We start from the raw sequence: 24428 nt of genomic DNA, 5'->3' as shown, positions 1-24428 counted from the left end.
GAACCTATGCAAAAAGCAGGCCATTATGGCCTGCTTTTCGGATTTCACTTTGATCTGTGAGGATTTTTTACATATAGATATCTATACGGTTATTCTCGGTTTCTGGCAAGTCATCCAGTATTTTTTTGGGAATGACTGCTCCGCCTTCCCGGTAAGGATTGGGGCTGGGTTCTACCTCAGCCTCTGTCCCGTTGATGAGGATAACCCGTTTTCCCTTAGCAAGGTGATATATGAATGTTATCGGCTTATTCATGAAGTTATATCGGAATTCCAGACCATCCAAGCTGTCTGGAAGGACGGGATCAAGCTCCAGGCGGCCATTTTTCTGGCGGACTCCCAAAACATTCGATATGAGCTGGTTCAGGTAGATGCCCGGTCCGCTCGAATAGATCCTCCATCCGCCTTTTACAGGGACGGTGCCGTCTTTCAGTTTATTGAACTCTTTCTGGGCTTCATAGCGGGTATCAAAATCTCCGTCAGAGCTGCTGAAGTATGCGTTGCTTTGGCGGAGGGCAGCATTCGGCACCGCGTCCTGGATCCTGATTGGATTGATGACAGACAAGGCATGCCATATTTCCTCCTGTACACCCAGCTTGGCCAGGGCCTCTACAAACCGGATATGGGCATGGACGTACTGCAGCCCGATTTCACGCCCAAAATTGGATGCCTGTTCAGCACGTTTGAAGTGGGTGCTGACCCCGCCGGCATAGTTGGCCGGCCGGTTCATCAGGCGGACGCCATCCGGAAAGGTCAGATGCTCTTTGATCAGCTTATAATGGGCATCTGCCTGTTCATGGGTGAAGATCTCGCTGATAATGCCCCGCTGCATAGGCAGCAGGCGATATTGGATGCCGGTGTCGGCATCGGTTGGATGAAGCATAAATTCTGTTTTCTCCGGGTCTTCCATATAAACAAAGCCGGGAATGACACTGGAAGATAAAATGTACCGGTTGAAATCTTTCTTAATCCCCTGAGCCAGCTCACTCAGCTTTGATGCTTCGGGAACATCTGCAGCTGAGAGCATATCTGCCATCTTCTTTATTGATTGGAACATCAATGATACCGTCCAGGAGCTGACCATATATTTTTTCAGCAGCTGATTTGCAGGCTGCAGAGTGTCATCCCAATCTCCATCGTCATAAGAAGGCAGGAAGGTGCCGTGCAGGAAATGCCTTTCCATATAAGCAATCTGATTTTTAACGTGATCGAGCAATGCAGCGTGACTCTCTGTAAATGTAAAGGCCTCCTGGTCCATATAGGGGATTTGTTCCTGTAAAATTGAAAAATCTCCTGTAGCCTCCAGATAATCACTGACCAGCTTTAATGGCCATACGATTATATCTCCGTGGCTTTCCGGCTGCTGAATTTTCGTATATTCATCAAACATGAACCATTGCGGCCAGCTGCCTGTTGCACTATATTGATGGGTATATATTGTCAGGATGATGTCACGGACAGTCCCATACTTCTGGGTAGCCAAAAAGTATTCAGCAGGTCCCTGGCTGACATCCCGTGTTCCCCAGGCTGCGCCTCCGTATTGTTCAAGGCCATGCGGTGTCGAAAAATGGACCAGCATATTATGCGTATACCAGTGAGCCAATGCATTAAATTTTTCGATTTCCCGAGAATCACCTTCTGGATGCGATAAATGAAAATCATTCATGACGCTCTTATAATAGCTCCTGAATCCCGCTGCTTCCTCCGGCAAATCCCTTTTCTCGAATTCAGAAAAATCTCCGGATAAGTCTCCCTGTATCAGCATAGTCCAATCGCTGGCGGAGTCTATCTCTATAACTGCAAGAGACGCTGCAGATTCTGTGCCTGAGGCAAGTTCACTTTCGTCAAGCAGCTGAAAGTCTGCGCCTCTTACTGTCAGCCGATAGACAAGATCCGGGTATGTTCCGGCGCTATCAGCATTATCCGCTGCAGTAAAGGTGATAATGTCATGATCAAGTTTGTAGTGGAAAGGGACCGCATATTCATTCTGGTTCATTGATATCTGGGTAGTCACCATATAGCGATAGGATTTTCCGCTCTGTGCTTTAAAGTCAAGCTGGACATCCCTGCTGCCGACTGTGGTGAATACAGTGATGATGAAAGTTTCATCATCTGTCTTGTAATACCATCTTGAATAGTTGAATCCCATTTCAAACAGTGAAGGCATCGTTAACAGCTGATAGCGGTTATCGATCTCAATATAAATGCGCTGTCCGGATGTTTTCAGCAGGTTAAGCGGATTGCGCACATTGGTCATCATCTTATTCATGGAGCTGTTCCCGACGGCAAGCTGAGAATTAAAGACACCATACATATAAGAGGTAGTAGAGAGTACATCTTCACGGACTCTGTCGTTATTTCCATTCATCAAAATATGGCCGTGCGGCCTTTCAACAAGCTCTTCTTTTGGCTTAAGAACGATATGTTCGTAAGTATCTGTAAAGAAGGAAAGAAGCGTATCCCCGTTTTTCTCCTCCAATATTCTGCCGGGAAAATATTGATCAATTTCCTCTTGGGTAAGTCCGGTGGTTTCAATTGGAGCTCCCAGTCTGCTGGATAATTTTACCCGCTCAATCTGGTCTGCCAAAACTATCTCTTTCCCGTTCAGCTGTTCCCAGGCAGATTGGATTTCCTCTTTATATTCCAGACAGGTTACGGCATCAGGATGATTTTCTCTGAACAGGCCATAAAAAACAAAGCGTTGCTGACCATTAAGCATGGTTTTCTCTGTTTGCAGGGCAGTGTACGCAAATTCATATTGTGAAACTTTATTTTCCAGACCAGGCTTTGCCAGTGCAGCAGGCTGGTCTGTTGTTTTATAGGATAAACCGAAAAATTGAAATCCATCGGTGGAAAACCCTGCGGACCTGCCAAGGCTCCCTTGCTGCAAATAAGGAAACTGTCCCTGCTGCGGCTGATTCTGGCGGGAACAGACAACATATCCTTTTAGTCCATCATTGAAAACAGAATGATCTATATATTGGGAGGTGTAGGCCTCATTGGAGCGGACGGCGGCTTCACCTGCCAGACCGATATCCTGTCCGTAGATCAGATCGATTTCTTTATTCGAGCCCTCCAAAGTCACGTCCCAGAACCAGATCTGATTATCCGTTAATGTAAAAGTGACTTTATAGCGGATGCCTTCTGCCTCCCCTGTCCATCTGATGGATGATCCTGAGGCAAAAACCGCTGATTCAGAGCGGATCCCGAGCAAAGGGATCGCCGTAATTTCTCTCTCATTAAAAATACGCAGATAAATATTGTTTAAAGAGCCATCAATCGGATTGGAGAGGAGCTGATTAATCATCGTGTCTTTATGGGAAACCTTGAACACATCGCCGCTCTTCATAAAAGAGAAGCTTAGATCACCTGATTGTATGTTAATAGTAGAGCTGTTCATTATATCTTCTCCTTTTTTATGATTGCAGTTTAAAGGGAACCGTCATTACTTCATCACTGCTTGAGCCGATGTATGCAAAAAATTGTCCGTTGTCACTCGTGAAGCTGAGATCTGCATGGTGATAGCGGAGCTGTTCCTCAGTTATAAAAAACTCAGCCCTTTTTGTCTCTCCAGGCTCCAGGGCGATCCTTTTAAACCCTTTCAATTCTTTAAGAGGGCGTACGACTTCCCCAACAGCATCACGGATATAGAATTGAACCGTTTCCTCTCCTGCTTTACTGCCAGTGTTCGTAATTTCAGCGGAAACAGTTAATTTATCCCCCTTAACCAGCGTATCAGCAGAGATGTTAATATTTTTATAGCTGTATGTGGTATAGCTTAGTCCATATCCAAAGGGGAAAAGCGGCTTATTCGGAATATCCAGATATTGTGATACATACCTTTCTTGCGCATCCGGTGCGTCTTTAGGACGTCCTGTATTATAGTGATTATAATAGACAGGAACCTGGCCGGCTGTATAAGGAAAGGACATTGTCAGCTTGCCGGACGGATTTTCGTCCCCGTACACTATATCTGCGATGGCAGCTCCTCCCTCAGTGCCGGGCTGCCAGGCTTCCAAAATGGCATCTGCCTCGCCTGCAATGTCAGTAAGGTCAAGCGGACGCCCGTTAAATAGGATGACGACAATCGGCTTGCCTGTTTTTTTGAGCTCCCTGAAAAGTTCCAGTTGCGCTTCAGGCAGCTTTATATTTGCACGGGAGCCAGCTTCACCGCTCATTCCTGAGCTTTCTCCCAAGGCAAGCAATATGATATCGGCTTTTTCTGCGGACTTTATGGCTGCTGCTGCCTCTTTTTGTGATATGGCTTCTATACTGGAGCACGAAGCCGCGGATAAAAGGGAAGGATCGATTTTCTGCAAGATCCCTTCCTTGAGAGTTACTGTGTCTTCATTTGATCCTTGCCATGACCACGCGCCTAGTATGTCGCCGCTGTCGGCCAGAGGGCCGGTCAGGGCAATTTTTGTGCCTTTATCCAGCGGGAGTACATTCCCGGAATTTTTTAAAAGCACCGCTGACTTTACTGCAAGTTCCCGGGAAACCTTGCGGTGGTTTTCTGACATGACCAGTTCCTTCTCGAGCTGTTCATCAGCTCCCCGGTACGGGTTCTCAAATAATCCCAGCTTTTCCTTGAGCTTTAAAATCCTGAACACTGCTTCATCAATGACTCCTTCGTCCAGATCGCCGTTATCCACGAAAGATTTTAAGTGATCCGCATAGCAGGTTGTCATCATTTCAATGTCTATGCCTGCCTGGATTGCTTTTAAAGCAGCGGCTGCTTCATCCTCTGCTATGCCATGGGGAATCAATTCCTTTACTGCTCCCCAGTCAGATATCAGAACTCCATTAAAGTCCATCTCCCCGCGGAGTATGTCGCGCATCAGCTTCTTGTTTCCTGTGGCGGGAATCCCGTCAACTGTGTTGAAGGCAGACATGACCATTTCGCATCCTTCATCCAGGGCAGCCTTATAAGCCGGCAGATATGATTCCCTCATATCCCGTTCAGACATCGTGACGGTATTATAGTCCCGTCCGCCCTCCGGTGCACCGTATGCAGCAAAATGCTTTACGCACGCGGCAACCCGTTCCAGATCATTGGTCAGATCGCTGCCCTGGAAACCGCGCACCTGGGCACGGGCAAACTCGCTGTTCAGATAAGGGTCTTCTCCTGTTGATTCCATCACACGTCCCCACCTTGGATCCCTGACCAGGTCAACCATTGGGGCAAACGTTACGTGGATGCCGGAAACTGATGCCTCCAGAGCTGCAATCTGCGCGCTTTTTTCAGCCAGTTCCAAATCCCATGAACATCCTATAGCCAGCGGGATAGGGAAGATCGTTTTGTACCCGTGAACGATATCTGACATGAAAAGCAGCGGGATGCCCAAGCGACTATCCTTCAAATGCTGCTCTTGTATGCTTTTGATGTTTTTAGCACCTGATGCGCCAAGAACAGATCCGGCGTTTTCGATTGTCTTTGTAGAGACTCCCATTTCCTTCATAGGTCCGGTTATTTCTCCCTGATCAGTTGAACCTTTAAAAAATGGTGTTGCTAATTGTATTAGCTGAGCAATTTTTTCATCTAAAGTCATGTCTCTGACCAATTGCTGCAAGTCCTTCATATATGATGATTCCTCCTTTGGCTGCAGACGCGATAGAAAATGGTATCTGTCTGTATATTGTGTGATTGGTTTTGTTTTAGTGAAACATTGTAATCGATTTCACCAATAACTATAAGAGATTTGGAGAAACGTTTCAATAGAAAAGAAGGAATATAATTAAACTGAATTTTATACTAACTCTCTACAATGCTATTATTTAAAGGTTTTAATAGATAATTTGCAAAAAAACATAAAATATATTGAAAACGATTTCAGTCTGTTTTATAATCTAGTTGTTGAAACGTTTCACTAATAATTTCTCGGTTTCTTTGGGAGAGGAAGGCTCTCCGGAATCTTAATTTTCTAAAAGGGGTGTTAGAGAGTGGTTAAGAGAATGAATTGGAGTAAATGGGCAGCAGCAATTCTTGCCGTAAGCCTGGTTGCCATGCTTGGCGCTTGTTCATCTGGTGATGAAGCAGGCGGGGATGGCAAAGGAAGCGATAAGACGCTGGAAGTTTGGACAATGTCAGGGGCACTGGATGATTTTGTGACAGAGTTTGAAAATGAAGAGGGTGTTACCGTTAAAGTACAAACGATTCCCTGGGCTAATGCGCATGACAAGCTGCTGACGGCTGTTGCGTCAGGAAAAGGTCCGGATGTTCTGCAAATCGGGACGACCTGGGTGGCTGAGTTTGCTGAAGCAGGGACATTCCTTGATTTAACAGAGTATCTGGATGACTATGAAAATCTGGCCAGCGGCAATTTCTATGAAGGTGCGATCGGGACCACTACTTTTGAAGATAAGACAATAGCCATTCCCTGGTATGTGGATACGCGCCTGGTATTCTATCGGACTGATATCTTAGGTGAAGTCGGCTACCCGGAAGGACCGGAGACATGGGACGATATGATTGATGCTTCAAGGAAACTGGCTGCCCGCGGCGATGGACAATATGCCATCGATATGCCTAAGAGTGATCCTCAGTTCCCGTTCATGCTGGCATGGCAGCAGGGCTGGGATTATGAAGCAGGGGAAGGTTCTGCAAACTTTGACAGCCCGGCATTCAAAGAAGCTGTGGAACTGCACCACCTTTTCTATGATGAAAAATTATCACAGATGGAAAAAGGGAAAGAATTCTTCCAGTCATTCGCGGATGGCTCAAAGCCTATGTTCTTCAGCGGTCCTTGGGATATCGGAACCATTAAAGAAAGGGCTCCTGAAATTGAAGGTAAATGGGACGTACATGTGATGCCAAAGGCTGAAAATAATAAATCTATGATGGGCGGAGCACATTTCTCTGTTTTCCATAATTCTGACAAAAAGGATTTGGCGCTTGATTTCATCAACTGGATGGCTGATCCGGAAACTCAGGTAAAGTGGTATGAAACAAACAGTGAGCTCCCGGCAAATATGGCTGCCTGGGAAGATCCTGCTTTATCTGATGACCCAATGGTAAGCACGTTCGGTGAACAGCTTGAGTCTACACAGCCGCTCCCGCTTATACCTGAATTTGAAAGGTTAGGACAGGAGCTGATCACTCAATTAGAGGAAATCAATCGTGGAGGAAAAGATATCGACAAGGCCATAGCTGATTATAAGAAGGAAGCGGCCAAGGTTTTATCTGAATGATTGAGAGAAAGATAGAAGGGGCGCGCAGATCTGCTTGCGCCCCTCTTTATTATAAAGGGTAGGAGGAAGGAGACTTCCATGCACAAATACAAATCTAGGCTTACACCGTTCTTCTTTATCGGACCTGCTGTCTTATTGCTGATGTTGTTTGCATTCCTGCCAATCATCATAGCTTTTGGCATAAGCTTTACCGATTTGGACCTTGCAGGACTGGCGAACTGGTCCAATATCAATTTCATCGGCATAGACAATTTCGTGGAATTATTCCAAGATGAAGCTTTTCTGCAATCTTTGGGCAATACATTTATCTATGTAATCATCGGAGTTCCGCTCGCTGTGGGAAGCTCGTTCATCATTGCCTTTTTCCTGAATATGCTCGGAAGCTGGCTGTCATCTGCCTTCCGTGTGATCTATTATATGCCATCCATCACAAACATCGTGGCAGTGGCGGTTGTCTGGAGTTTTCTGTACAACCAGGAATACGGGCTGTTCAATTATATATTAGAGTCCGTGAACTTAAGTGCAGTGCCATGGCTGGAAGACCCTTTCGTCGCCAAGCTTTCCCTGATCCTTTTAGCGGTCTGGAAAAGCAATGGGGTCAGCATGCTCATTTTCCTGGCGGCCCTGCAATCAATTCCGCGCACATATTATGAAGCAGCTGAAATTGATGGGGCAAATCGCTGGCAGAAGCTTACGAAGATTACCCTGCCGTCAATGAGCTTCGCTACTTTCTTTGTAACGGTCACGACATTGATTGGCTGGCTTCAATTTTTCGAAGAGCCTTTTGTCATGACAGAGGGAGGCCCTCTGAACGGGACGAACTCTATTGCCCTGTTCATTTACCAGGAAGGCTTCCAATACAGTGAATTTGGATATGGGGCAGCAGCATCATTTGTCCTGTTTGCCATTGTCATTGTTGCTACACTGGTTCAATTTAAGTTTAGAAAATCAGATCAGACTATGTGAGGTGGCATTCGATGACCTTAAAAAATAGATTTGAAAAGTCAATCGTGATCGGAATCATGCTGATCGGCGGATTGCTTGTTGCTCTTCCTTTTATTTGGATGATATTGAGCTCTTTCAAAAATGAAACAGAAGTGCTGGCTATCCCTCCGACAGTGTTTCCGAAGGAACCGACTTTTGAGCATTATCTTGAATTGTTTCAGAATTTGAATTTTGATGTATATCTTGTGAATACGCTCATCATTGTATTCTTTTCGATGTTTGGATTATTGCTCAATACGATGGCCGGCTATGGGTTCGGCAAGTTCAGCTTCAGGGGCAAGGAAATCTGGTTCATGGTGGTGCTTGTCACCATGATGCTCCCTGGACAGGTGACAATGATTCCGACTTATTTAATCCTGAATGAAATGGGATTGACGAATACGATGGCAGGGATTATCCTGCCAGGCTTAATCGCGGCCTTTAATATCTTCCTGATAAGGCAGTTTATGGTCACCATCCCTGATGACCTGATTGAGGCGGCCAGGCTTGATGGGGCAGGGGAGTTTTATATATTCATGAGAATCATCATTCCGCTGGCAAAGCCGATTCTTGCTGTGCAGGTCATCTTGACCTTTATCGGTTCATGGAATAGTTTCTTGTGGCCGCTGATTGTAGCAAATGATGAATCACTTTATACTTTATCAGTGGGATTATCGCTTCTGCAGGATGAGAATGTAACCAACTATGGTTTGCAGATGGCTGGTTCTGCGCTGATGGTCATCCCTATCATCATTATTTTCACGATTTTCCAGAAGTATATTGTTGAAGGGTTCAATGTTTCAGGAATTAAATAAGTAAGGCAGAAGGCGTTTTTAAATATATATAATCATCCATTGGTAATATAAATAGACAGGAGTGGTGGAAATGCCGCTGATTGAATGCAGCTTTTCTTCAGAAGTATTGTCGAAAACAGTTTCCATGAAAGTGATTTTGCCTGGAGAAACGGTTTCAAGCTTAAAGGAAGGCAGCGGGAGGAAAGTGTATCCTGTTTTGTTTCTGCTTCACGGATTTAGTGATGACCATAGCGCGTGGACAAGGACTTCCTCGCTGGAAAGATATGTGGAAGGGCTTGGCCTGGCTGTTGTCATGCCTCAGGCAGACAACAGTTATTATACGGATATGGTTCATGGGGGCAAGTATTGGACCTATCTGACCGAGGAGCTTCCGCTAAAAGCGCGGGCGATGTTCCCCTTATCTTCAAAAAGGGAGGATAACTTTGTTGCGGGACACTCTATGGGAGGCTTTGGCGCGCTGAAATGGGTGCTGAACCGCCCTGATATGTTCAAAGCGGCAGCCTCTATGTCGGGCGTGGCTGATATGGTCTTCCATCTGGAGAATGTCAGAAAAGAAAATAGCGATAAAACAAAGGCTCTGTCTCTTGTTTTTGGAGAAGGAGATATCTCGGGGACGGCGAACGATATATTATGGAAATTAGAGGAAATGGCGAAATCGGACAAAGAAATGCCGCTGCTTTACCAAACATGCGGCACAGAGGATTTTCTCTATGAGCATAACATTCGTTTTTATGAGAAGTGTAAAGAATTAAATATACCAATCACGTCTGAGTTTATGGAGGGTGACCATAATTGGGCGTATTGGGATCAGGCAATACAAAAGATTCTAAGGTGGCTGCCTATTGAAGATGCAAGCAGTTTCTGACGGAGGCAATAAGCATGGCAACAATTAAAGATGTAGCAAAGCTGGCGGGCGTAGCAGTGTCTACAGCCTCTTATGCACTGAATAACAGCAGTAAAATCAGTATAGAAACCAAACAGCGGGTAGAGGAAGCAGCCAGGGAGCTGAATTATCAGAAGAATGGGCTTGCTTCCGACTTGAAAAAGGATAAAACGAATACGATCGCCCTTATTTTAAGCGATTTATCAGGACCCTATTATTCTGAGTTAATTAAAGGCGTACAGGATTTCGCCACATCCAATGGATATGATTTAATTGCATGCAGTTCAATTGGCGGAGCGAATTCAACTGCAGTCAAATTCCTTAAGGAAAAAAGAGTTGATGGTGCCATCATTCTGGCGCATAATATCAGCGATCAAATTGCCCTGGAGTCTGCCAGAGATTGTTTCCCGCTGGTAGTGCTGGACCGGAAGCTGCCGAATGACAATATATTTCATGTAGAAGTGGATAATGAGCAGGGCGGATTTATGGCGACCACACATTTGATTGACAGCGGCCACAAAACCATTGCCTATGTGAGCGGCCCATCTAATTCATTGGATAATAATAAGAGATTCGCGGGCTATATGAAAGCTTTGAAAGAGCATGGGATCGGATTTCAGTCGAAGTGGAAGATTCCCGGCGATTTCACCCGTGAAGGGGGATATCGTGCGACAAAGCTGCTCATTGCCCAGCAGGATCTGCCGCAGGCAATCTTTTATGCTAACGATGAGATGGCGATAGGGGGACTGCAGGCTCTCCAGGAGAATCAGCTGAAAGTGCCGGATGATATTTCCGTAATTGGATTTGACGACATTCAGATTTCAGAATATGTATCCCCTCCGCTGACAACCATTGCCCAGCCTAAATACGAAGCAGGGGCGCTGGCTGTACAGCTGATCCTTCAGGTTTTGGAGGGCGGGAAGGTGTCTTCTTTCTTTTCTTTGCCGACAAAGCTGGTAGAACGGCAATCGGTCAAGCATGCTGATTTATAATTAGGTGAAAAGGAAAACTCTTAAGCCCTGACAAATTTCTTTGTTCAGGGCTTTGTTTTGAAGTTTCGTGTCATACTGCAATTAAACCTTTTGTTTTAGGAAGTCTCCCGGACCATACCGGTGCATTATTAAGAATTCCAGCGTAAAGAAGCTTTCAGGTAGGCTCACCATGTTTCATGATGAAATATGCGCTTATATCGGAATTTACAGAAAAATTCCACTATAGTATTATTTTTATATACCTTTTTATTAGGTCGGCGAGAAGGCACCGCTGCATAGCCTTCCAAGTAAAGCTTGTCACATCAAGCTTTGCACGCTGCTGCCCTTTTTTGGGCCCTCTGTTTTATCCTATTTAAACCTCGTACTGCAAAAACAAACGATCTTATTCTTTCTTGTCAAAAAACAATCCAGGACAGTTGTAAGATCAAATTCACTGTAAGGAGTGGTTGGTTGGAAACCGATATTAGAAAACCGTCTTTTATTTATGCGTTATCGATGTTATTTGCGGCAATTGCCGTTATCTCGGTCGGCATTCTTGCTTTTGATGCACCGATTCAAATTCTGATGTTTATTAGTATGCTTGTATTGATCCCTTTCATGATGGGGCTGGGATACTCTTATAAGCAAGTGGAAAAATCGATGCTGTCATCGATGAGCAAGGCGCTTCAGCCTTCGCTGATTCTTTTAACCGTCGGCATTTTAATCGGTGCATGGATTGCATCTGGAACCGTGCCTACTCTGATTTATTATGGAATTAAAGCCATATCGCCCCAATTCTTCCTGGTCACGACTCTTTTGTTCTGTTCACTGGTGTCTGTGGCAACAGGGACTTCCTGGGGAACCATTGGAACAGCAGGGATTGCCATGATGGGTGTAGGGACGACATTAGGCATACCTGTCGGCGTGACAGCCGGCGCCATCATTAGCGGTGCGTATTTCGGGGATAAAATGTCGCCCTTGTCTGACACAACGAATCTGGCTCCGACCGTCTCAGGCGGAGATTTGTTCAGCCATATCAAGCATATGCTCTGGACGACTGTACCCGCTTATCTGATCACGGCGATTATTTTCACGTTTATTGGCTTTAAATACAGCGGGGCCACCGTGGATGCAGCAAGTGTAAATGAACTGACATCCTATCTGGCTGAAGCATTTAATCTGGGTCTTGTGCCGATGATTCCTGTCATCGTCCTGATCGGGATGCTAATGCTGAAAAAACCGGCCATTCCGGCCATTTTTATCGGTGCAGCTGTTGGCGGCATCATTGCCATCGTTTACCAGGGCTTCAGTTTTTCAGACACAATCAGCATTTTTTATAACGGCTATGGAGTAGAATCCGGCATTGAAATGGCCGACAGCCTGCTTCAGCGCGGCGGACTTGTCAGCATGCTTGCGCTCATCGCGCTGTTTCTGTTCGCCTTGGGCCTTGGCGGGATGCTTGCTGAATCCGGCGTCCTGGAAGCGCTCATTGCTTCTTTTGCGGATAAGATCCAAAGCACAGGCGTTTTGACCCTTGTGACCATCCTTGTCAGCTATGCAACACTTGCCATCGGCGGATCGGTATACTTCTCGACCGTCATGGGCGGCACACTGATGAGGCCAATTTTTGAACGGCTTAACCTCAAGCCTGAAAATCTGTCGAGAATATTGGAGGATACAGGGACACAAAGCTCTTCCCTTGTCCCATGGACCGGAAGCGGCATTTACACAGCTGGCGCGCTCGGCGTTGCAACAGGGGCATATCTGCCATTCTGTTTCCTTGCCCTGATCACGCCGCTTGTATCCCTGTTCTACGGATTCACCGGGCTGACCATGACCGAGAAAGAACGTCCAAAGAAGAAAACTTCCATGAAAACTGTGGAAGCATCATAAGATAAAAAGAGGCTGCCGGAGGATTTTGTCCGGCAGCCTTTCTTTATGACAAGCAGGATGGATAGGCCTATCCTAATCCTGCTCTTTTTCATCTCCTGACGACCCCATCGCTTTCATAAAATACGCAGTCGGCAGGAGGACGCCGATTGCAGCTTCAAGCAGGGCAAAAAATCGCAGGGAACCTACAGGAATCAGGTCTCCGTAGCCGACGGATAGAATGGTAACTCCGCTGAAATAGAGCAGATTCCAAAATGACTGGTCTGCCGGTTTCCCGTCCAGTGTCCCAATCCGCAGTACCACATCATCCAGTGAAAGGGCGAAGAAAATAACGGAAAAGCCAATGGTGAGGCCAAGCATCACAAAAAATAGCTTTAAAAATAAGACAGAGCTGAAGCGGCTCTTCTTATAGGACTTATTAGCAAAAAAATAATACAGATTCGCCCCGATAAAAATGAGGGCGGCCCCTGTTAGAACAGAACTCAAAACAATGTGAACCTCCTTGCATACAGCTTATATAATGTATTTGACCTTAATGGGCTGGGGGTAAACGTTAGAACTGCCAGTAAACAGCTCCTTCATCTGGTAAAAGGAGGAAAAAAGGCAGATATGAAGAAATAATATGTATTGAGGCGGTACGGATGAAAAAAGTAGAGAAGAAAACGGATGAAACCGGGCTCTCATCATACTTGCAAACTAGAGAGAAAGAGGGGAAGAAATATGCCTGCTCCAGAACTGAGAGAATTAAATGGAGAATGTCTTGGGGACAAAGGCTGTTACTGCCTGCGCAGCAAGCCGGGTTCCCGGGGCTACCAAAATAAAAATCTATGGCTGGCCGAGAGGTTTGCGGAGGGCCTGAAATATGTAAGAATCATGGAAGACGGCAAGCACGCAGGATTCATTGAATATACGCCGATCGAATTTTCCTCAAGGGCTGTCTATGGGGAAAATTATCTTGTCATCCATTGCCTGTGGGTGCATGTGACAGGGAAAGGCTATGCCTCGCAATTGATTGAGCGGTGCTTAGAGGATGCCGGAAAGCAGCAGAAAGCAGGTGTCGTCGTAATCACGAATCCGGATACCTCCTGGACGCCAAGCGCGGATATTTTCATCAAACATGGATTTGTGGAAAAAGGGCGGGCGCCTTACGGATTCCAGCTTATGGTCCATAAATTTGCAGATGACACTGACCCTTATTTTCCTGATAACTGGGAGAAGCGGCTGGAGCCTTTCCAAGAGCTGACAATACTTCGGATGCCGCAGTGCCCGTTTGTGGAAATTGCGGCAGACAACCTCACAGCCGCGGCGGAAAAACTGGGGCTGAAAGCAAATATCATTGAATTAACAAGCAGGGAAGAACTGCTGCAGCTTTCACCGACACCATACGGCATTTATGGTGCTGTTTATAAAGGGACACTGATTTCTTATCACAGGCTGACTGTACATTCGGCGATGAAGCGATTGAAGGCACTGGGCGGCTTAGGCCAGACTTGAAATTCCCGCGATATAATATGGCCGGGTCTTTATTTAGTTCCCGGCCATTTCACCCCTTCAGGCTGCCCTAATTGCCAAGCCGGTGTATTTTCCTGGCAATCGATTCAAGGATATAAACGACTGGCACCTGGGTGGTGATGTTGGATTCTCCCATCCATTCCTCGCTTACATAATAGGAGATATTCAAGTCTGAAATCTTCGCAATCGTCGAAGCACGGTTATTCGTAATGCTGATGATTCTGCTTCCTTCCTGCTTCAGCCTGTTCAGATGTGCCACGGTAAAGGGTGTTTCCCCTGAAACAGAGAGGGCAATGACGACGCTGTTTTTCTGCCACTTAGAATGGATTGGGAAGTGCGGGTCTTTTATATACAGAGAGAAGGCCCCTAAGCTTGAAAAATATCTGGCTCCATATTCAGCCAGGATCCCTGAGCTCCCGATTCCGATAAAAATGACACTGTCAGCCCCTGCCACAAGCCTGGCAGCTTTTGCAATGTTCTCCTCAAGATCCCCCTTAAGCGCCCTTTCCAGAAACTCGGCTGCCGACTCCCGGGAGCTTTTGATGCCCGCTCCCTGTTGCTCCTCAAGCTGCATTTTCAGCTTTACCTTAAACTCCGAAAATCCTTCGCAATTCAGTTTGCGGCAAAAGCGGAGGATCGTGCTTGTTGAGACATGTGTTTCATCTGCCAGCTCGCGGATCCGCATATAAACCACTTTCTCGCGGTTTTGGGAAATATAATTATATAGAGAAATCTCCAGCTGATTAAAGCTGGCAATCATTTCATTGGTAAACAAGGCTGTCTTCGCCCCTTTAACTAAAGGATGTCATCAATCGTTTCCTTATTTTATCACAAGCGTGTTTCCTGAAACACAGTGTTCCTGTTATGAAACAAATCACTTTGTCGGTAAAAACGAACTGAATCAGCAGCCTTTATTTACTCCTCTAGGGATTCGGCGTTAAGATAATTAATATCAGGCTTATTAATGAGATTAGGCTAAGCTAAAAAAGGACTAGCCAGAGGAGGCAGATATCATGAAGGAATATCAATTTCCAGAAGGTTTTTTATGGGGAGGCGCGACGGCAGCCAACCAAATAGAAGGCGCCTATAATCAAGGAGGCAAGGGACTGAATATAGCAGACGTCCTTCCCGGCGGAAAAGGGCGCTATGAAATTTTAACAAGGCCGGGCTTTAACTTTGAGATCCATCCTGACGATTACTATTATCCCAACCATGAAGCGATTGATTTTTACCATCGCTATCAGGAGGATATCGCTTTGTTCGCGGAAATGGGCTTCAAGGCTTTCCGGATGTCGATTGCGTGGACGCGGATTTTTCCGAACGGGGATGAAGCTGAAGCAAATGAAGAGGGATTGGCATTCTATGACCGTGTCTTTGATGAGCTTCATAAGCATGGCATTGAGCCGGTCGTAACACTCTCCCACTATGAAATGCCGCTTCATCTGGTGAAGGAATATGGCGGCTGGAGAAGCCGGAAGACAGTTGCCTTTTTTGAAAAATATGCAAGGACAGTTTTAACCCGTTATAAGGATAAGGTAAGATATTGGATGACCTTTAATGAAATCAACAGCGGCCTTGTCATGCCGATTCAGGGGCTGGGCTTTTCCATCCAAGAAGAAAAAGACCGTTATCAAGCCACATTCCAGGCGTATCACCATCAATTTGTCGCCAGCGCTCTTGCAGTGAAGCTGTGCCGGGAAATCAGCCCTGAATCCAGGATCGGATGCATGATCCTGTTTGCCCCTGTGTATTCTTATGACAGCAATCCGGCCAACGTTATGCACAGCTTAAGGGAAGAACAGCTCTTCAACTATTTTTGTGCAGATGTGCAGGTCAGGGGAGCATATCCTTCCTATATGGACAGATACTTTAAAGATCATGGTATCCAGCTTGAAATGGAAGAAGGAGACCTGGATATTATCAGCGAAGGGACTGTCGATTATATCGGCTTCAGCTATTATATGTCCCGCACCGAGAAGAAGGAGAAGTCAGATGAAGAAGCTTCACAGGGCAATCTGATCGGAGGCGTCCGCAATCCTTTCCTGAAGAGAAGCGACTGGGGCTGGGAGATTGATCCAGAAGGGCTGCGGATCAGTTTGAACCTGCTGCATGACCGCTACCAGAAGCCGCTTTTCGTAGTTGAAAACGGTCTGGGTGCCTATGATGAACCTGAGGAAGATGGCACAATCAATGATGATTACCGGATCGATTACCTGCGCGGCCATATTGAAGCGATGGGGGAGGCCATTGAAGACGGAGTTGATTTGATGGGCTATACAAGCTGGGGCTGCATCGACATGGTCAGCATGTCGACGGGTGAATTCTCAAAGCGCTATGGCTTCATCTATGTGGACAAGCAGGATGACGGAACCGGCACCATGGAGAGAAGCAGAAAGAAATCTTTTTATTGGTATAAGGATGTAATCGGGACAAACGGGCGTACACTATAGGGTACAAGAACCCGGATGTACCCAGTCTAAGGCTGCTGTAACCGGCAGCCTTTTTATTTGGGCAGGCATCCTATTCAAAGGAGATGTCACAATGAGTATCATCCTCGCATTATTGGCCGCTCTTTTCGCCTCAATGACCAATATTCTGGCGAAAATCGGAATGGAAAATGTAAACACCAATCTGGCAACAGCGGTGAGGACCATCGTTGTCCTGATCCTCGCTTTCCTCATGGTCCTGATCACAGGCAAGTTCGGCACGATCGCTGCAATACAGCCGAAAGCCATGCTCTTCATTAATTTATCAGGCTTCGCAACAGGACTGTCCTGGCTGTTTTTCTTCAAAGCACTGGGAATCGGCGAGGTTTCCAAGGTCGTGCCAATTAATAAGTCCAGCATCGTCCTCACAATCATCCTCTCCATTTTGCTGCTCGGTGAACCCGCAGCTCCCCAAATCCTGGCCGGAGGTGCCCTCATCACCATTGGCACCTTCGTGCTGATCGGCAAAAATGAAGACAAAAAGAGATTCACCGGCTCACAAAGCTATATTGTTTATGCGATATTGGGTGCTGTTTTTGCTGCCCTGACCTCAATCCTGGCCAAAATCGGGATGGAAGGGGTAGACTCCAATGTTGCCACCTTTCTCAGGACCATCGTCATCCTCCTGTTCGCATGGGCCATTGTTTTTTACCAAAAGACATACCGGCAAATGAAAACCATCTCCTCCAAAGGCTATCTGTTTCTCATCCTTTCAGGAGCGGCAACCGGGCTGTCCTGGCTCTGCTACTTCGGGGCGATTGCGATCGGCAAGGTCTCGGTCGTGGCTCCAATTGACAAATTCAGTGTTGTTATCACCATGATTTTGAGCTTTGTCATTTTAAAAGAAAAAGCGAGGAAGCACACGATTGCGGGCGGGGCGATCATCACTGTTGGGACGGCGTTTCTGGTTTTTTAACAGGAGGCCTGTCCAGGAACAAACCATTGCCCCCACCCTTGCTGACTAGTACCAAATAATCCTGTTGCCCCTCCCGTATCCGAAAAACTTCCTGCCTTATAATTACACCCGGCAATCCTCTGCTTTTCTCAGACAGGGGATTTTTTTCCTTTCTTACCCCCGCAAAAGCCCTGAAACATGCTATGTTAAAAGAATGATATGGGAGGATGGCCTCATTAATGATTGCCCATTTGCATGCATACATATAGAAGAGACCAAAAGCAAAGGTAGTGTCCAGATGATAAAAGAAACCATAATCAATGCTGAAGCCTGCTGCCGGGAGGCGGAGAAGAAGGCAGCTGCCTATTTTCAGGTGCTATCCGCCCAGGCTGCAGAAAAAAGCTTTGTTCCCGTTCTGGAGAGAGACTTTCATTCATGGAAAAAGAATCATCGGCAGCGGCCTTTTTTGCCGTTTTTTTCACGAAAAAACAGAAAGCCCGATTCCAAAGCCTATTATTCTTATATCAAGTGGCTGGAGTACAGGGGCAAGCTGGATGATTATCTGGACCGGAGCGTTTCTTATTTATATATGAGGGATCTGGGAAAATCCCTTGATGACCAGGATACAAAGGAAAGCATCGGACGGGCAGTGGAGAGCCTGAAGGAGCGTCTCACGGCGCCGAAGCAGCAAGAGGCAGGGCATTTCGGCATGGCAGGGCTGTACAGATGGGCTGAGAAAGAGGGCCTCCAATCAGCAGTCATCTGGCTGATGGAAAAATTGCTGCAGACTGCACAGAATATCCCTGAAGGCATGAATGCTGCCCATGCCCAGCGGAAGCTGATCAAAATCATCGCAGGCGTCCTCATGCATGAAAATGATGGAATGGAAGAAGGGATAGAGGGAGAAGAGCGGAAAAGAAGGCTGGAGAGGGCCATCAGGCTGGGCTATTCTTATGGGCTGACTTATCCCTTTATTGACGATCTGCTGGACAGCCGGGTGCTGACTGAAGAAGAGAAAAAGCAGTATTCAGAGCTGATCCGCACCACCCTGACAACAGGAAGCGTCCCGCCGCTTGGCAGGTGGCAGCGTGCTATTCATCCTTTTATCAGCTATGTGCATTCTGAGCTCCGGGAAGCCTTCCACTATATAAAAGCCCAGCAGACGCCGGAGACGCTGGCCAGCTTCCTTGAGCAGGCCTATGTCTTTTTCCAGTCCCAGGAGGTGGACCGGCAAAAGGATCTGAATAATTCATCATACACAAATGAAGAATTGTATATTCCGGTGATCCTGAAGTCGTCCTCTTCACGCCTGATTGTCCGTTCGGTGCTGAACAGCGTGAAGGATGCCGGCTTTGACAGCCGGACCTTTTATTATGGAATCTATAACCAGCTTGCCGATGATTTTGCCGATCTGTACGCTGATCTGGAGGATGGGGCGGTCACCCCTTATACATACTATCTCACCCACCATAGGACGCGGCAGGATCTGCTGAACCCGTTTGAGCTCTACTGGACCGTCATTGCCCACCTCATCCATGATGTCTACGGCTCCGATCCGAAAGCGAGCGAGGTTATTTTGGACCGGGCCATCAATGGCTTGAAGCGCAGCAGGCAGAGGCTTGGGAAAGAAAAATACATGGAAGTTATGGTCCTGTTTGCCCCAGGCAGCCCGGCATTCAGCCGGCTGATTCAGCAGATGGCCGCGAAGTCTGCTGATGTCGACTTTTTCGATAAGCTGCTGAGGGACCATATGCTGGATAGCCTCAAAAGGGAGCGGCAGGAGCGGGATAAATTCCGCGGCAGAGTGGAGGAAGTACAGCAAAAGATCAATGAAGTGCTTCCGATTGAGGACAAAGATCTGGTGATGGAGGAGCCTGTCCGGGAGGCGGCCAACTACAGCCTGGCAGCCGGAGGAAAAAGGCTGCGTCCGGTCATTGCCTGGTTTGCAGGGGTTGAGGCATATGGGATGGAGGAAGCTGCTTTAATGCCGCTTCTTCGTTCATTGGAATATATGCACACAGCTTCCCTGATCTTCGATGATCTTCCGGCACAGGATAATGCTCCGAGCAGAAGGGGGCAGGCCGCTGTCCATGAGGTATATGGCACTGCAGCTGCTGAGCTTACAGGCCTTTATTTGACGCAGAAAGCTATGGAGGATCAGGCATCGCTCACCTCATTCGCGCCTGAAGCGGTACTGGAACTGATCCGCTATACCGCCCGTTCAACGGCTGAAATGTGCCGCGGACAGGCGATGGACCTTGAAGCAAAAGGAAAAACACTAACACCCGAACAGCTTGATGCTCTTTGTTTTTATAAAACCGGCATTGCCTTTGAGGCGTCCATCATCATGCCGGCCATTCTTGCAGAGGCAGAACAGGATGAAATCGACATCTTGAAAAAATTTGCCCGGCATGCCGGCATTGCTTTTCAGATACGGGATGACCTGCTCGACGTGGAGGGAGATCCGATGATTCTCGGCAAGCCGGTCGGAACGGACAGCAGAAACAAGAAGGAAACCTATGTTTCGGCGCTAGGAAAGGATGGGGCCAAAAAGGCGATGTGGGAGCATTACTGTTCGGCAGCTGAATTGCTTCAGGAACTGCGGGGGGAGTTTGCTTTTTTGGGATATCTGCTGGATTATATGGTCCATCGTGAAAAATGAGATAGTTTGGGTCCGGCTGCTGTGAAGCGGCCTTTTTCTTTTTTTACCCGCACATTACTGTTTTCTTTGAATACTTGCCAAGTTTATTGATATAATCTATAATATATATAGATTATATATATTATAAAACATAATTAACGGAGGAACATGCATGGTTGTTATGGATTTTAAAAATATGCTCTGGAATTATACACGGAAGATCAGCGAAAATACGAATGTGATCATCACCTCTATTTGTGAGGAATATGGGCTGACAAGCCTGCAGATCCGGATATTGGTTGAAGTGCAGCAGCATGGCTCCCATACAATCGGCAGCCTCGCCGCCCGCCTGAACATGGCCGGCACCAATATTTCGACCATGTGCAAAAAGCTCGAAAAGCTGGAATTCCTGAGGCGGTTCCGGGATCCGAATGATGAGCGCGTCGTCAAGGTAGCTCTTACGGATAAGGGTGCACAGACTGTTGAGGAAATTAATGCAGCACTGATCGAGAAGATCTCTTTTTCCATAAAAGACGAATCCGATGAGTCGCTTACTGACATTATTGAAGGCCTTAAAAAGCTGAATGAACTGCTGGAAAGAATGAAATAAATAAGCTCAATACATCAAAGGAGATATGAAGAATGTGGCAGGAAATATTATCAACATACGCTTCAATGTTTGATTGGCATATGTGGGCCGAGATGCTGACCTCATCAAAGGCATGGGGAATGATTCTATCGCTGGCGGTCCTTGAATGTATCCTATCAGCCGATAACGCACTGGTCCTGTCTGCCTTCGTCAAGCCGCTCCCTAAGGATCAGCAGAAGAAAGCCCTTATTTTCGGGCTGTGGGGAGCATACCTGTTCCGGTTCATTTTCATCGGCCTCGGTACGTTCCTGATCAAATTATGGTTCATCAAACTGATCGGTGCTCTGTATCTGTTATGGCTGTCTGTTAAATTCTTTATGGACAAGCTGAAAAACAAAGACGAAGGTGAAGAGGATGAGGCGCGCAAGCCAAAAGGCTGGCTCGTCACTACATTCGGACTCTTCTGGGCGACTGTCATCAGTGTCGAGCTCATGGACCTTGCGTTCTCAGTCGACAGCATCCTGACCGCCCTCGCCGTATCAGAGGAAGTATGGGTCATCCTGCTCGGCGGCATGATCGGCATTCTGCTGATGAGGGGTGTCGCAACTTTCTTCATCAGCCTGATGAACAGAGTGCCTGAGCTGGAAACAACAGCTTACGCGCTGATTACCTTCATAGCGGTTAAAATGGGGCTGACACTGGTCGAAATCCATATACCGAATGAAATCTTCATCGGCGTCATGATCCTTGCGTTTATCGTCACCTTTATCATCCACGCTATCCGCAAAAACAGGACAGAGAAATTCTCACACTGATCAAAATGCCCGGCAAAGCTGAAATTCAGCTGTTAGCCGGGTATTTTTTTATATTAGGAAATGCGAATGTGGTTTTACAATCCGGTTTTCCCCAGGCCATTGGCTAAGCTGGCCTGCAGGCAAAAAGCAAGCCTCCGCCTATTCATGTGTTTAGGACAGCCTCTGTTGGGAAGAGAAAATGGTAGAGCTAAAAATAGGAGGAATCAGATTATGAGCAAAACCATTTTCATCACCGGTGCCGGCAGCGGCCTTGGAAGAGGGGCTGCCATCGGCCTTGCCAAAAAGGGGCATAAAATCATCGCTACAACAGAAATTACGCCGCAGAAGACGGACCTTCTCAGGGAAGCGCGCGAGCTTGGACTCGATATGGAGGTATTCAAGCTGGATATCACCAATGAGCGGGACCGGGCACAGATAGAGGAATATGATTTTGATATTTTTGTGGCCAATGCAGCCATTAATGAGGGAGGACCGCTCGGTGAAGTGCCGATGGACCGTTTCAGGGCCTTATTTGAAGTGAATGTGTTTTCGACATTGGAAACCGTCCAAATCGCCACACAGAAATTCGTCAAAAAAGGCAGCGGCAAGATCATTTTCATGAGCTCCATGGCAGGCATATCCGCGACTCCTTATGTCGGCCCGTACACAGCCACTAAGCATGCTATTGAAGGAATCGCCCAGACATTGAAGAGCGAGCTCGAGGGATTTGGCGTAAAAGTCGCCACGATCAATCCAGGCGCTTACAACACCGGCTTCAATGACCGCAGCGCCGAGGAAATATGGAAATGGTATGATCAGGACAAGAATTTCACCAGGAAGGAAGATATGCTCAAGCAGCAGGAAGGGCTGAAGCATCAATTTGATCCAGAGGACATGATTGAAAAAATGATTGAGATCATCCCGGCGGACCACCACAAATTCCGCACGGTCCACCCGCAGGAAACCGAAGAACAATTGAAGAAAACCCAGCAGGAACGCTGGGAGATGGAGATATAGGATAAGTGGTGCCAGGCACCTGCTGCGGCAGGTACTGGCACTTTTTTTGTCACTATTTGAAGTATGCAGGCTTATTTCCCCGGAAATGGTCGAATAGGCCCGCCTTCTGGGGAAGGATGACAGCTATTAGTGTCAGGCACCGGCCGTGGACAGAATTGGGTCAAGTGTCCATTTGCGATGACAGGCAAGGGGATTCCATAAAATGTATTTTATGTAGAATAAGGCCGATTACATGTAGAATAACTAAAAAACTTGGTAGAAAAACTCATATTTTATGTAGGATAATAGAATATTTATGTAGAAACGCATGGTTTTCCCCGCAGAATGACTGAAAACTCACCACCTGAAACCAAGCCTACAAACGCTAAACCGCTCACTTCACCGCTTTAAAACGTCCGCACTTAAAATTGCAAACGGTTACTTTAATATTTAAAATAATTTAAATTGACTGACTAATACCTGTGTATTATTATACTAATATTAATTATTTTTCGCTCACCGAAATAAAAAATCCTAGAAAAGGAGGGAGCTTCCTATGTCCCAGATGTTAGCAGTTGTTATTCTTGTTCTAATTTTATTTATCGGAGATTTTATTGCAGTCCGTACGAAGGCATGGGTGCCTTCCATCTTTGTGTGTGCGGTTTTGTTCCTAGCCGGGTATTGGACATTCTTTCCGCAGGATATAGTGGCCCTGGCAGGAGTGCCGCCGGTTGTTGCGACACTGATGATGTATTTATTAATTACGAATATGGGGACGCTCCTATCGGTCCAGGAACTGAAGAATCAATGGAAGACAATTGTTATTGCGATCTCCGGCATTCTTGGAATCATCGCCATCCTGTTTGCTGCTGGATCATTTATCTTCGGTTATCAGACGGTTGTGGTCGCTATTCCTCCATTAGTGGGAGGGGTTGTCTCTGCCCTGATCATGTCTGAGGGGGCAAAGGAGGCGGGCCTTGCTTCCCTGTCTGTGTTTGCCATTGTTATCTATGTAATGCAGGGGTTTGCCGGCTATCCGATTACATCCTTTGTTTTGAAAAAAGAAGGAAAGAAGCTTCTTGAAACATACCGCAAGGATGGAGGAGCCGCTCTGAAGAAGCAGCAGATCGCCAAGGCACAAACGGCAGCTGCCGCTGAAGCAGCCCCCGCAGCGCCCGAGCTTAAGCTGTTCAAGCGTATGCCGGAAAAATATAATACCGATTTTTTTAAGCTGCTGCGCCTTTCGGTTGTTGCATTCCTGGCCTACCAGGTTTCCGCCTGGCTGGCGCCTGTTGTCAGCGTGAGCCCGTTTGTCATCTGCCTGCTGTTCGGTGTTATCGCCACAAGCTTTGGATTCCTGGAAAAGCAGGTCCTGCAAAAAGCCAATGCATTCGGATTTGCCATCATGGCTTTGATGCTCTTTATTTTTGACGGGCTGAAGCAGGCAACACCGTCGATGATGCTGCAGATCATCGTGCCGCTGATCGGCACAATCGCACTTGGCGTGATCGGCATGTACATCTTCTCCTTTATAGCCGGAAAGATCCTCGGGGTCAGCAAAAACATGGCCTTTGCCGTATCATTGACAGCTTTGTACGGTTTCCCGGCAGATTATATCATCACGAATGAAGTCATCAAATCATTGACCGAGGATGAGGAGGAAAGGGAGATGCTGACAAGCCATATGCTTCCGCCAATGCTTGTTGGCGGCTTCATCACAGTCACCATCGTTTCCGTCGTACTCGCAGGATTCTTTGTCAGCCTCTTATAAAAGAAAGGAAGGATAA

18 protein-coding genes are annotated in these 24428 nt (G+C 46.8%); 14 read left to right on the top strand and 4 right to left on the bottom strand.

The window, feature by feature from the left end; all coding sequences use genetic code 11:
* Positions 1 to 67: 67 nt before the first annotated feature.
* Both ACQCVH_RS20790 and bglX read right to left on the bottom strand, forming a co-directional pair.
* Complete coding sequence (locus tag ACQCVH_RS20790) at positions 68 to 3397, bottom strand: GH36-type glycosyl hydrolase domain-containing protein (RefSeq protein ID WP_426837486.1); 3330 nt, start codon at positions 3395 to 3397, stop codon at positions 68 to 70.
* A gap of 16 nt (positions 3398 to 3413) precedes the next feature.
* A complete protein-coding gene (bglX, locus tag ACQCVH_RS20785; protein WP_426837485.1) occupies positions 3414 to 5576 on the bottom strand; it encodes a beta-glucosidase BglX in 2163 nt (720 codons plus the stop codon).
* 361 nt (positions 5577 to 5937) lie between these two features.
* Here bglX and ACQCVH_RS20780 point away from each other — a divergent pair, with 361 nt between their 5' ends.
* The 6 genes from ACQCVH_RS20780 (at position 5938) to nhaC (ending at position 12731) form a co-directional block, all read left to right on the top strand.
* Entirely contained in the window at positions 5938 to 7185 is a 1248-nt protein-coding gene (locus ACQCVH_RS20780) for a sugar ABC transporter substrate-binding protein (RefSeq protein WP_426837484.1), read from the top strand.
* A gap of 78 nt (positions 7186 to 7263) precedes the next feature.
* Positions 7264 to 8151, top strand: coding sequence for a carbohydrate ABC transporter permease (locus ACQCVH_RS20775; RefSeq protein WP_426837483.1), 888 nt, complete (start codon positions 7264 to 7266; stop codon positions 8149 to 8151).
* An 11-nt stretch (positions 8152 to 8162) separates the two neighbouring features.
* The gene (locus ACQCVH_RS20770) at positions 8163 to 8984 is read left to right on the top strand and encodes a carbohydrate ABC transporter permease (protein WP_426837482.1); all 822 of its coding nucleotides are present in this window, start codon (positions 8163 to 8165) and stop codon (positions 8982 to 8984) included.
* Between the two features lie 70 nt (positions 8985 to 9054).
* Positions 9055 to 9849: an alpha/beta hydrolase gene (locus tag ACQCVH_RS20765; RefSeq protein ID WP_426837481.1), complete on the top strand. Its 795-nt coding sequence runs from the start codon at positions 9055 to 9057 to the stop codon at positions 9847 to 9849.
* Between the two features lie 14 nt (positions 9850 to 9863).
* Entirely contained in the window at positions 9864 to 10859 is a 996-nt protein-coding gene (locus ACQCVH_RS20760; RefSeq protein WP_426837480.1) for a LacI family DNA-binding transcriptional regulator, read from the top strand.
* A gap of 450 nt (positions 10860 to 11309) precedes the next feature.
* Positions 11310 to 12731 (top strand): Na+/H+ antiporter NhaC, encoded by a 1422-nt coding sequence (gene nhaC, locus ACQCVH_RS20755; protein ID WP_426837479.1) that lies wholly within the window; start codon positions 11310 to 11312, stop codon positions 12729 to 12731.
* A 72-nt stretch (positions 12732 to 12803) separates the two neighbouring features.
* On the opposite strand, the gene ACQCVH_RS20750 is transcribed toward nhaC, so the two are convergent.
* Positions 12804 to 13214, bottom strand: coding sequence for an ion channel (locus ACQCVH_RS20750; protein ID WP_426837478.1), 411 nt, complete (start codon positions 13212 to 13214; stop codon positions 12804 to 12806).
* A 234-nt stretch (positions 13215 to 13448) separates the two neighbouring features.
* Here ACQCVH_RS20750 and ACQCVH_RS20745 point away from each other — a divergent pair, with 234 nt between their 5' ends.
* Positions 13449 to 14222: a GNAT family N-acetyltransferase gene (locus ACQCVH_RS20745; RefSeq protein WP_426837477.1), complete on the top strand. Its 774-nt coding sequence runs from the start codon at positions 13449 to 13451 to the stop codon at positions 14220 to 14222.
* A gap of 67 nt (positions 14223 to 14289) precedes the next feature.
* Here the strand turns inward: ACQCVH_RS20745 and ACQCVH_RS20740 are convergent, their stop codons facing one another.
* Positions 14290 to 15015 carry a MurR/RpiR family transcriptional regulator gene (locus ACQCVH_RS20740; protein ID WP_426837476.1) on the bottom strand — a complete coding sequence of 242 codons (726 nt, stop codon included), beginning with the start codon at positions 15013 to 15015 and terminating at the stop codon, positions 14290 to 14292.
* 238 nt (positions 15016 to 15253) lie between these two features.
* On the opposite strand from ACQCVH_RS20740, the gene ACQCVH_RS20735 reads away from it, so the two are divergent.
* From ACQCVH_RS20735 to ACQCVH_RS20705, 7 genes are all read left to right on the top strand, one after another.
* A complete protein-coding gene (locus tag ACQCVH_RS20735) occupies positions 15254 to 16690 on the top strand; it encodes a glycoside hydrolase family 1 protein (RefSeq protein ID WP_426837475.1) in 1437 nt (478 codons plus the stop codon).
* Positions 16691 to 16781: 91 nt separating this feature from the next.
* Positions 16782 to 17642, top strand: a complete 861-nt coding sequence (locus ACQCVH_RS20730) for an EamA family transporter (protein ID WP_426837474.1) — start codon at positions 16782 to 16784, stop codon at positions 17640 to 17642.
* A 277-nt stretch (positions 17643 to 17919) separates the two neighbouring features.
* The gene (locus tag ACQCVH_RS20725) at positions 17920 to 20283 is read left to right on the top strand and encodes a polyprenyl synthetase family protein (RefSeq protein ID WP_426837473.1); all 2364 of its coding nucleotides are present in this window, start codon (positions 17920 to 17922) and stop codon (positions 20281 to 20283) included.
* 151 nt (positions 20284 to 20434) lie between these two features.
* On the top strand, positions 20435 to 20872 hold the full coding sequence (locus tag ACQCVH_RS20720) for a MarR family winged helix-turn-helix transcriptional regulator (protein WP_257989899.1): 438 nt from the start codon (positions 20435 to 20437) through the stop codon (positions 20870 to 20872).
* A 32-nt stretch (positions 20873 to 20904) separates the two neighbouring features.
* Complete coding sequence (locus ACQCVH_RS20715) at positions 20905 to 21666, top strand: TerC family protein (RefSeq protein ID WP_224904561.1); 762 nt, start codon at positions 20905 to 20907, stop codon at positions 21664 to 21666.
* Between the two features lie 210 nt (positions 21667 to 21876).
* Positions 21877 to 22662: an SDR family oxidoreductase gene (locus tag ACQCVH_RS20710; protein ID WP_426837472.1), complete on the top strand. Its 786-nt coding sequence runs from the start codon at positions 21877 to 21879 to the stop codon at positions 22660 to 22662.
* Between the two features lie 535 nt (positions 22663 to 23197).
* A complete protein-coding gene (locus tag ACQCVH_RS20705; RefSeq protein WP_426837471.1) occupies positions 23198 to 24412 on the top strand; it encodes a hypothetical protein in 1215 nt (404 codons plus the stop codon).
* Positions 24413 to 24428 lie beyond the last annotated feature (16 nt).

This window comes from Bacillus infantis (assembly GCF_050107595.1).
Taxonomy (GTDB): Bacteria; Bacillota; Bacilli; order Bacillales; family Cytobacillaceae; genus Bacillus_AB; species Bacillus_AB infantis_C.
Note: the sequence above shows the minus strand (reverse complement) of the source record. Positions and strands in the feature narration are given on the sequence as shown.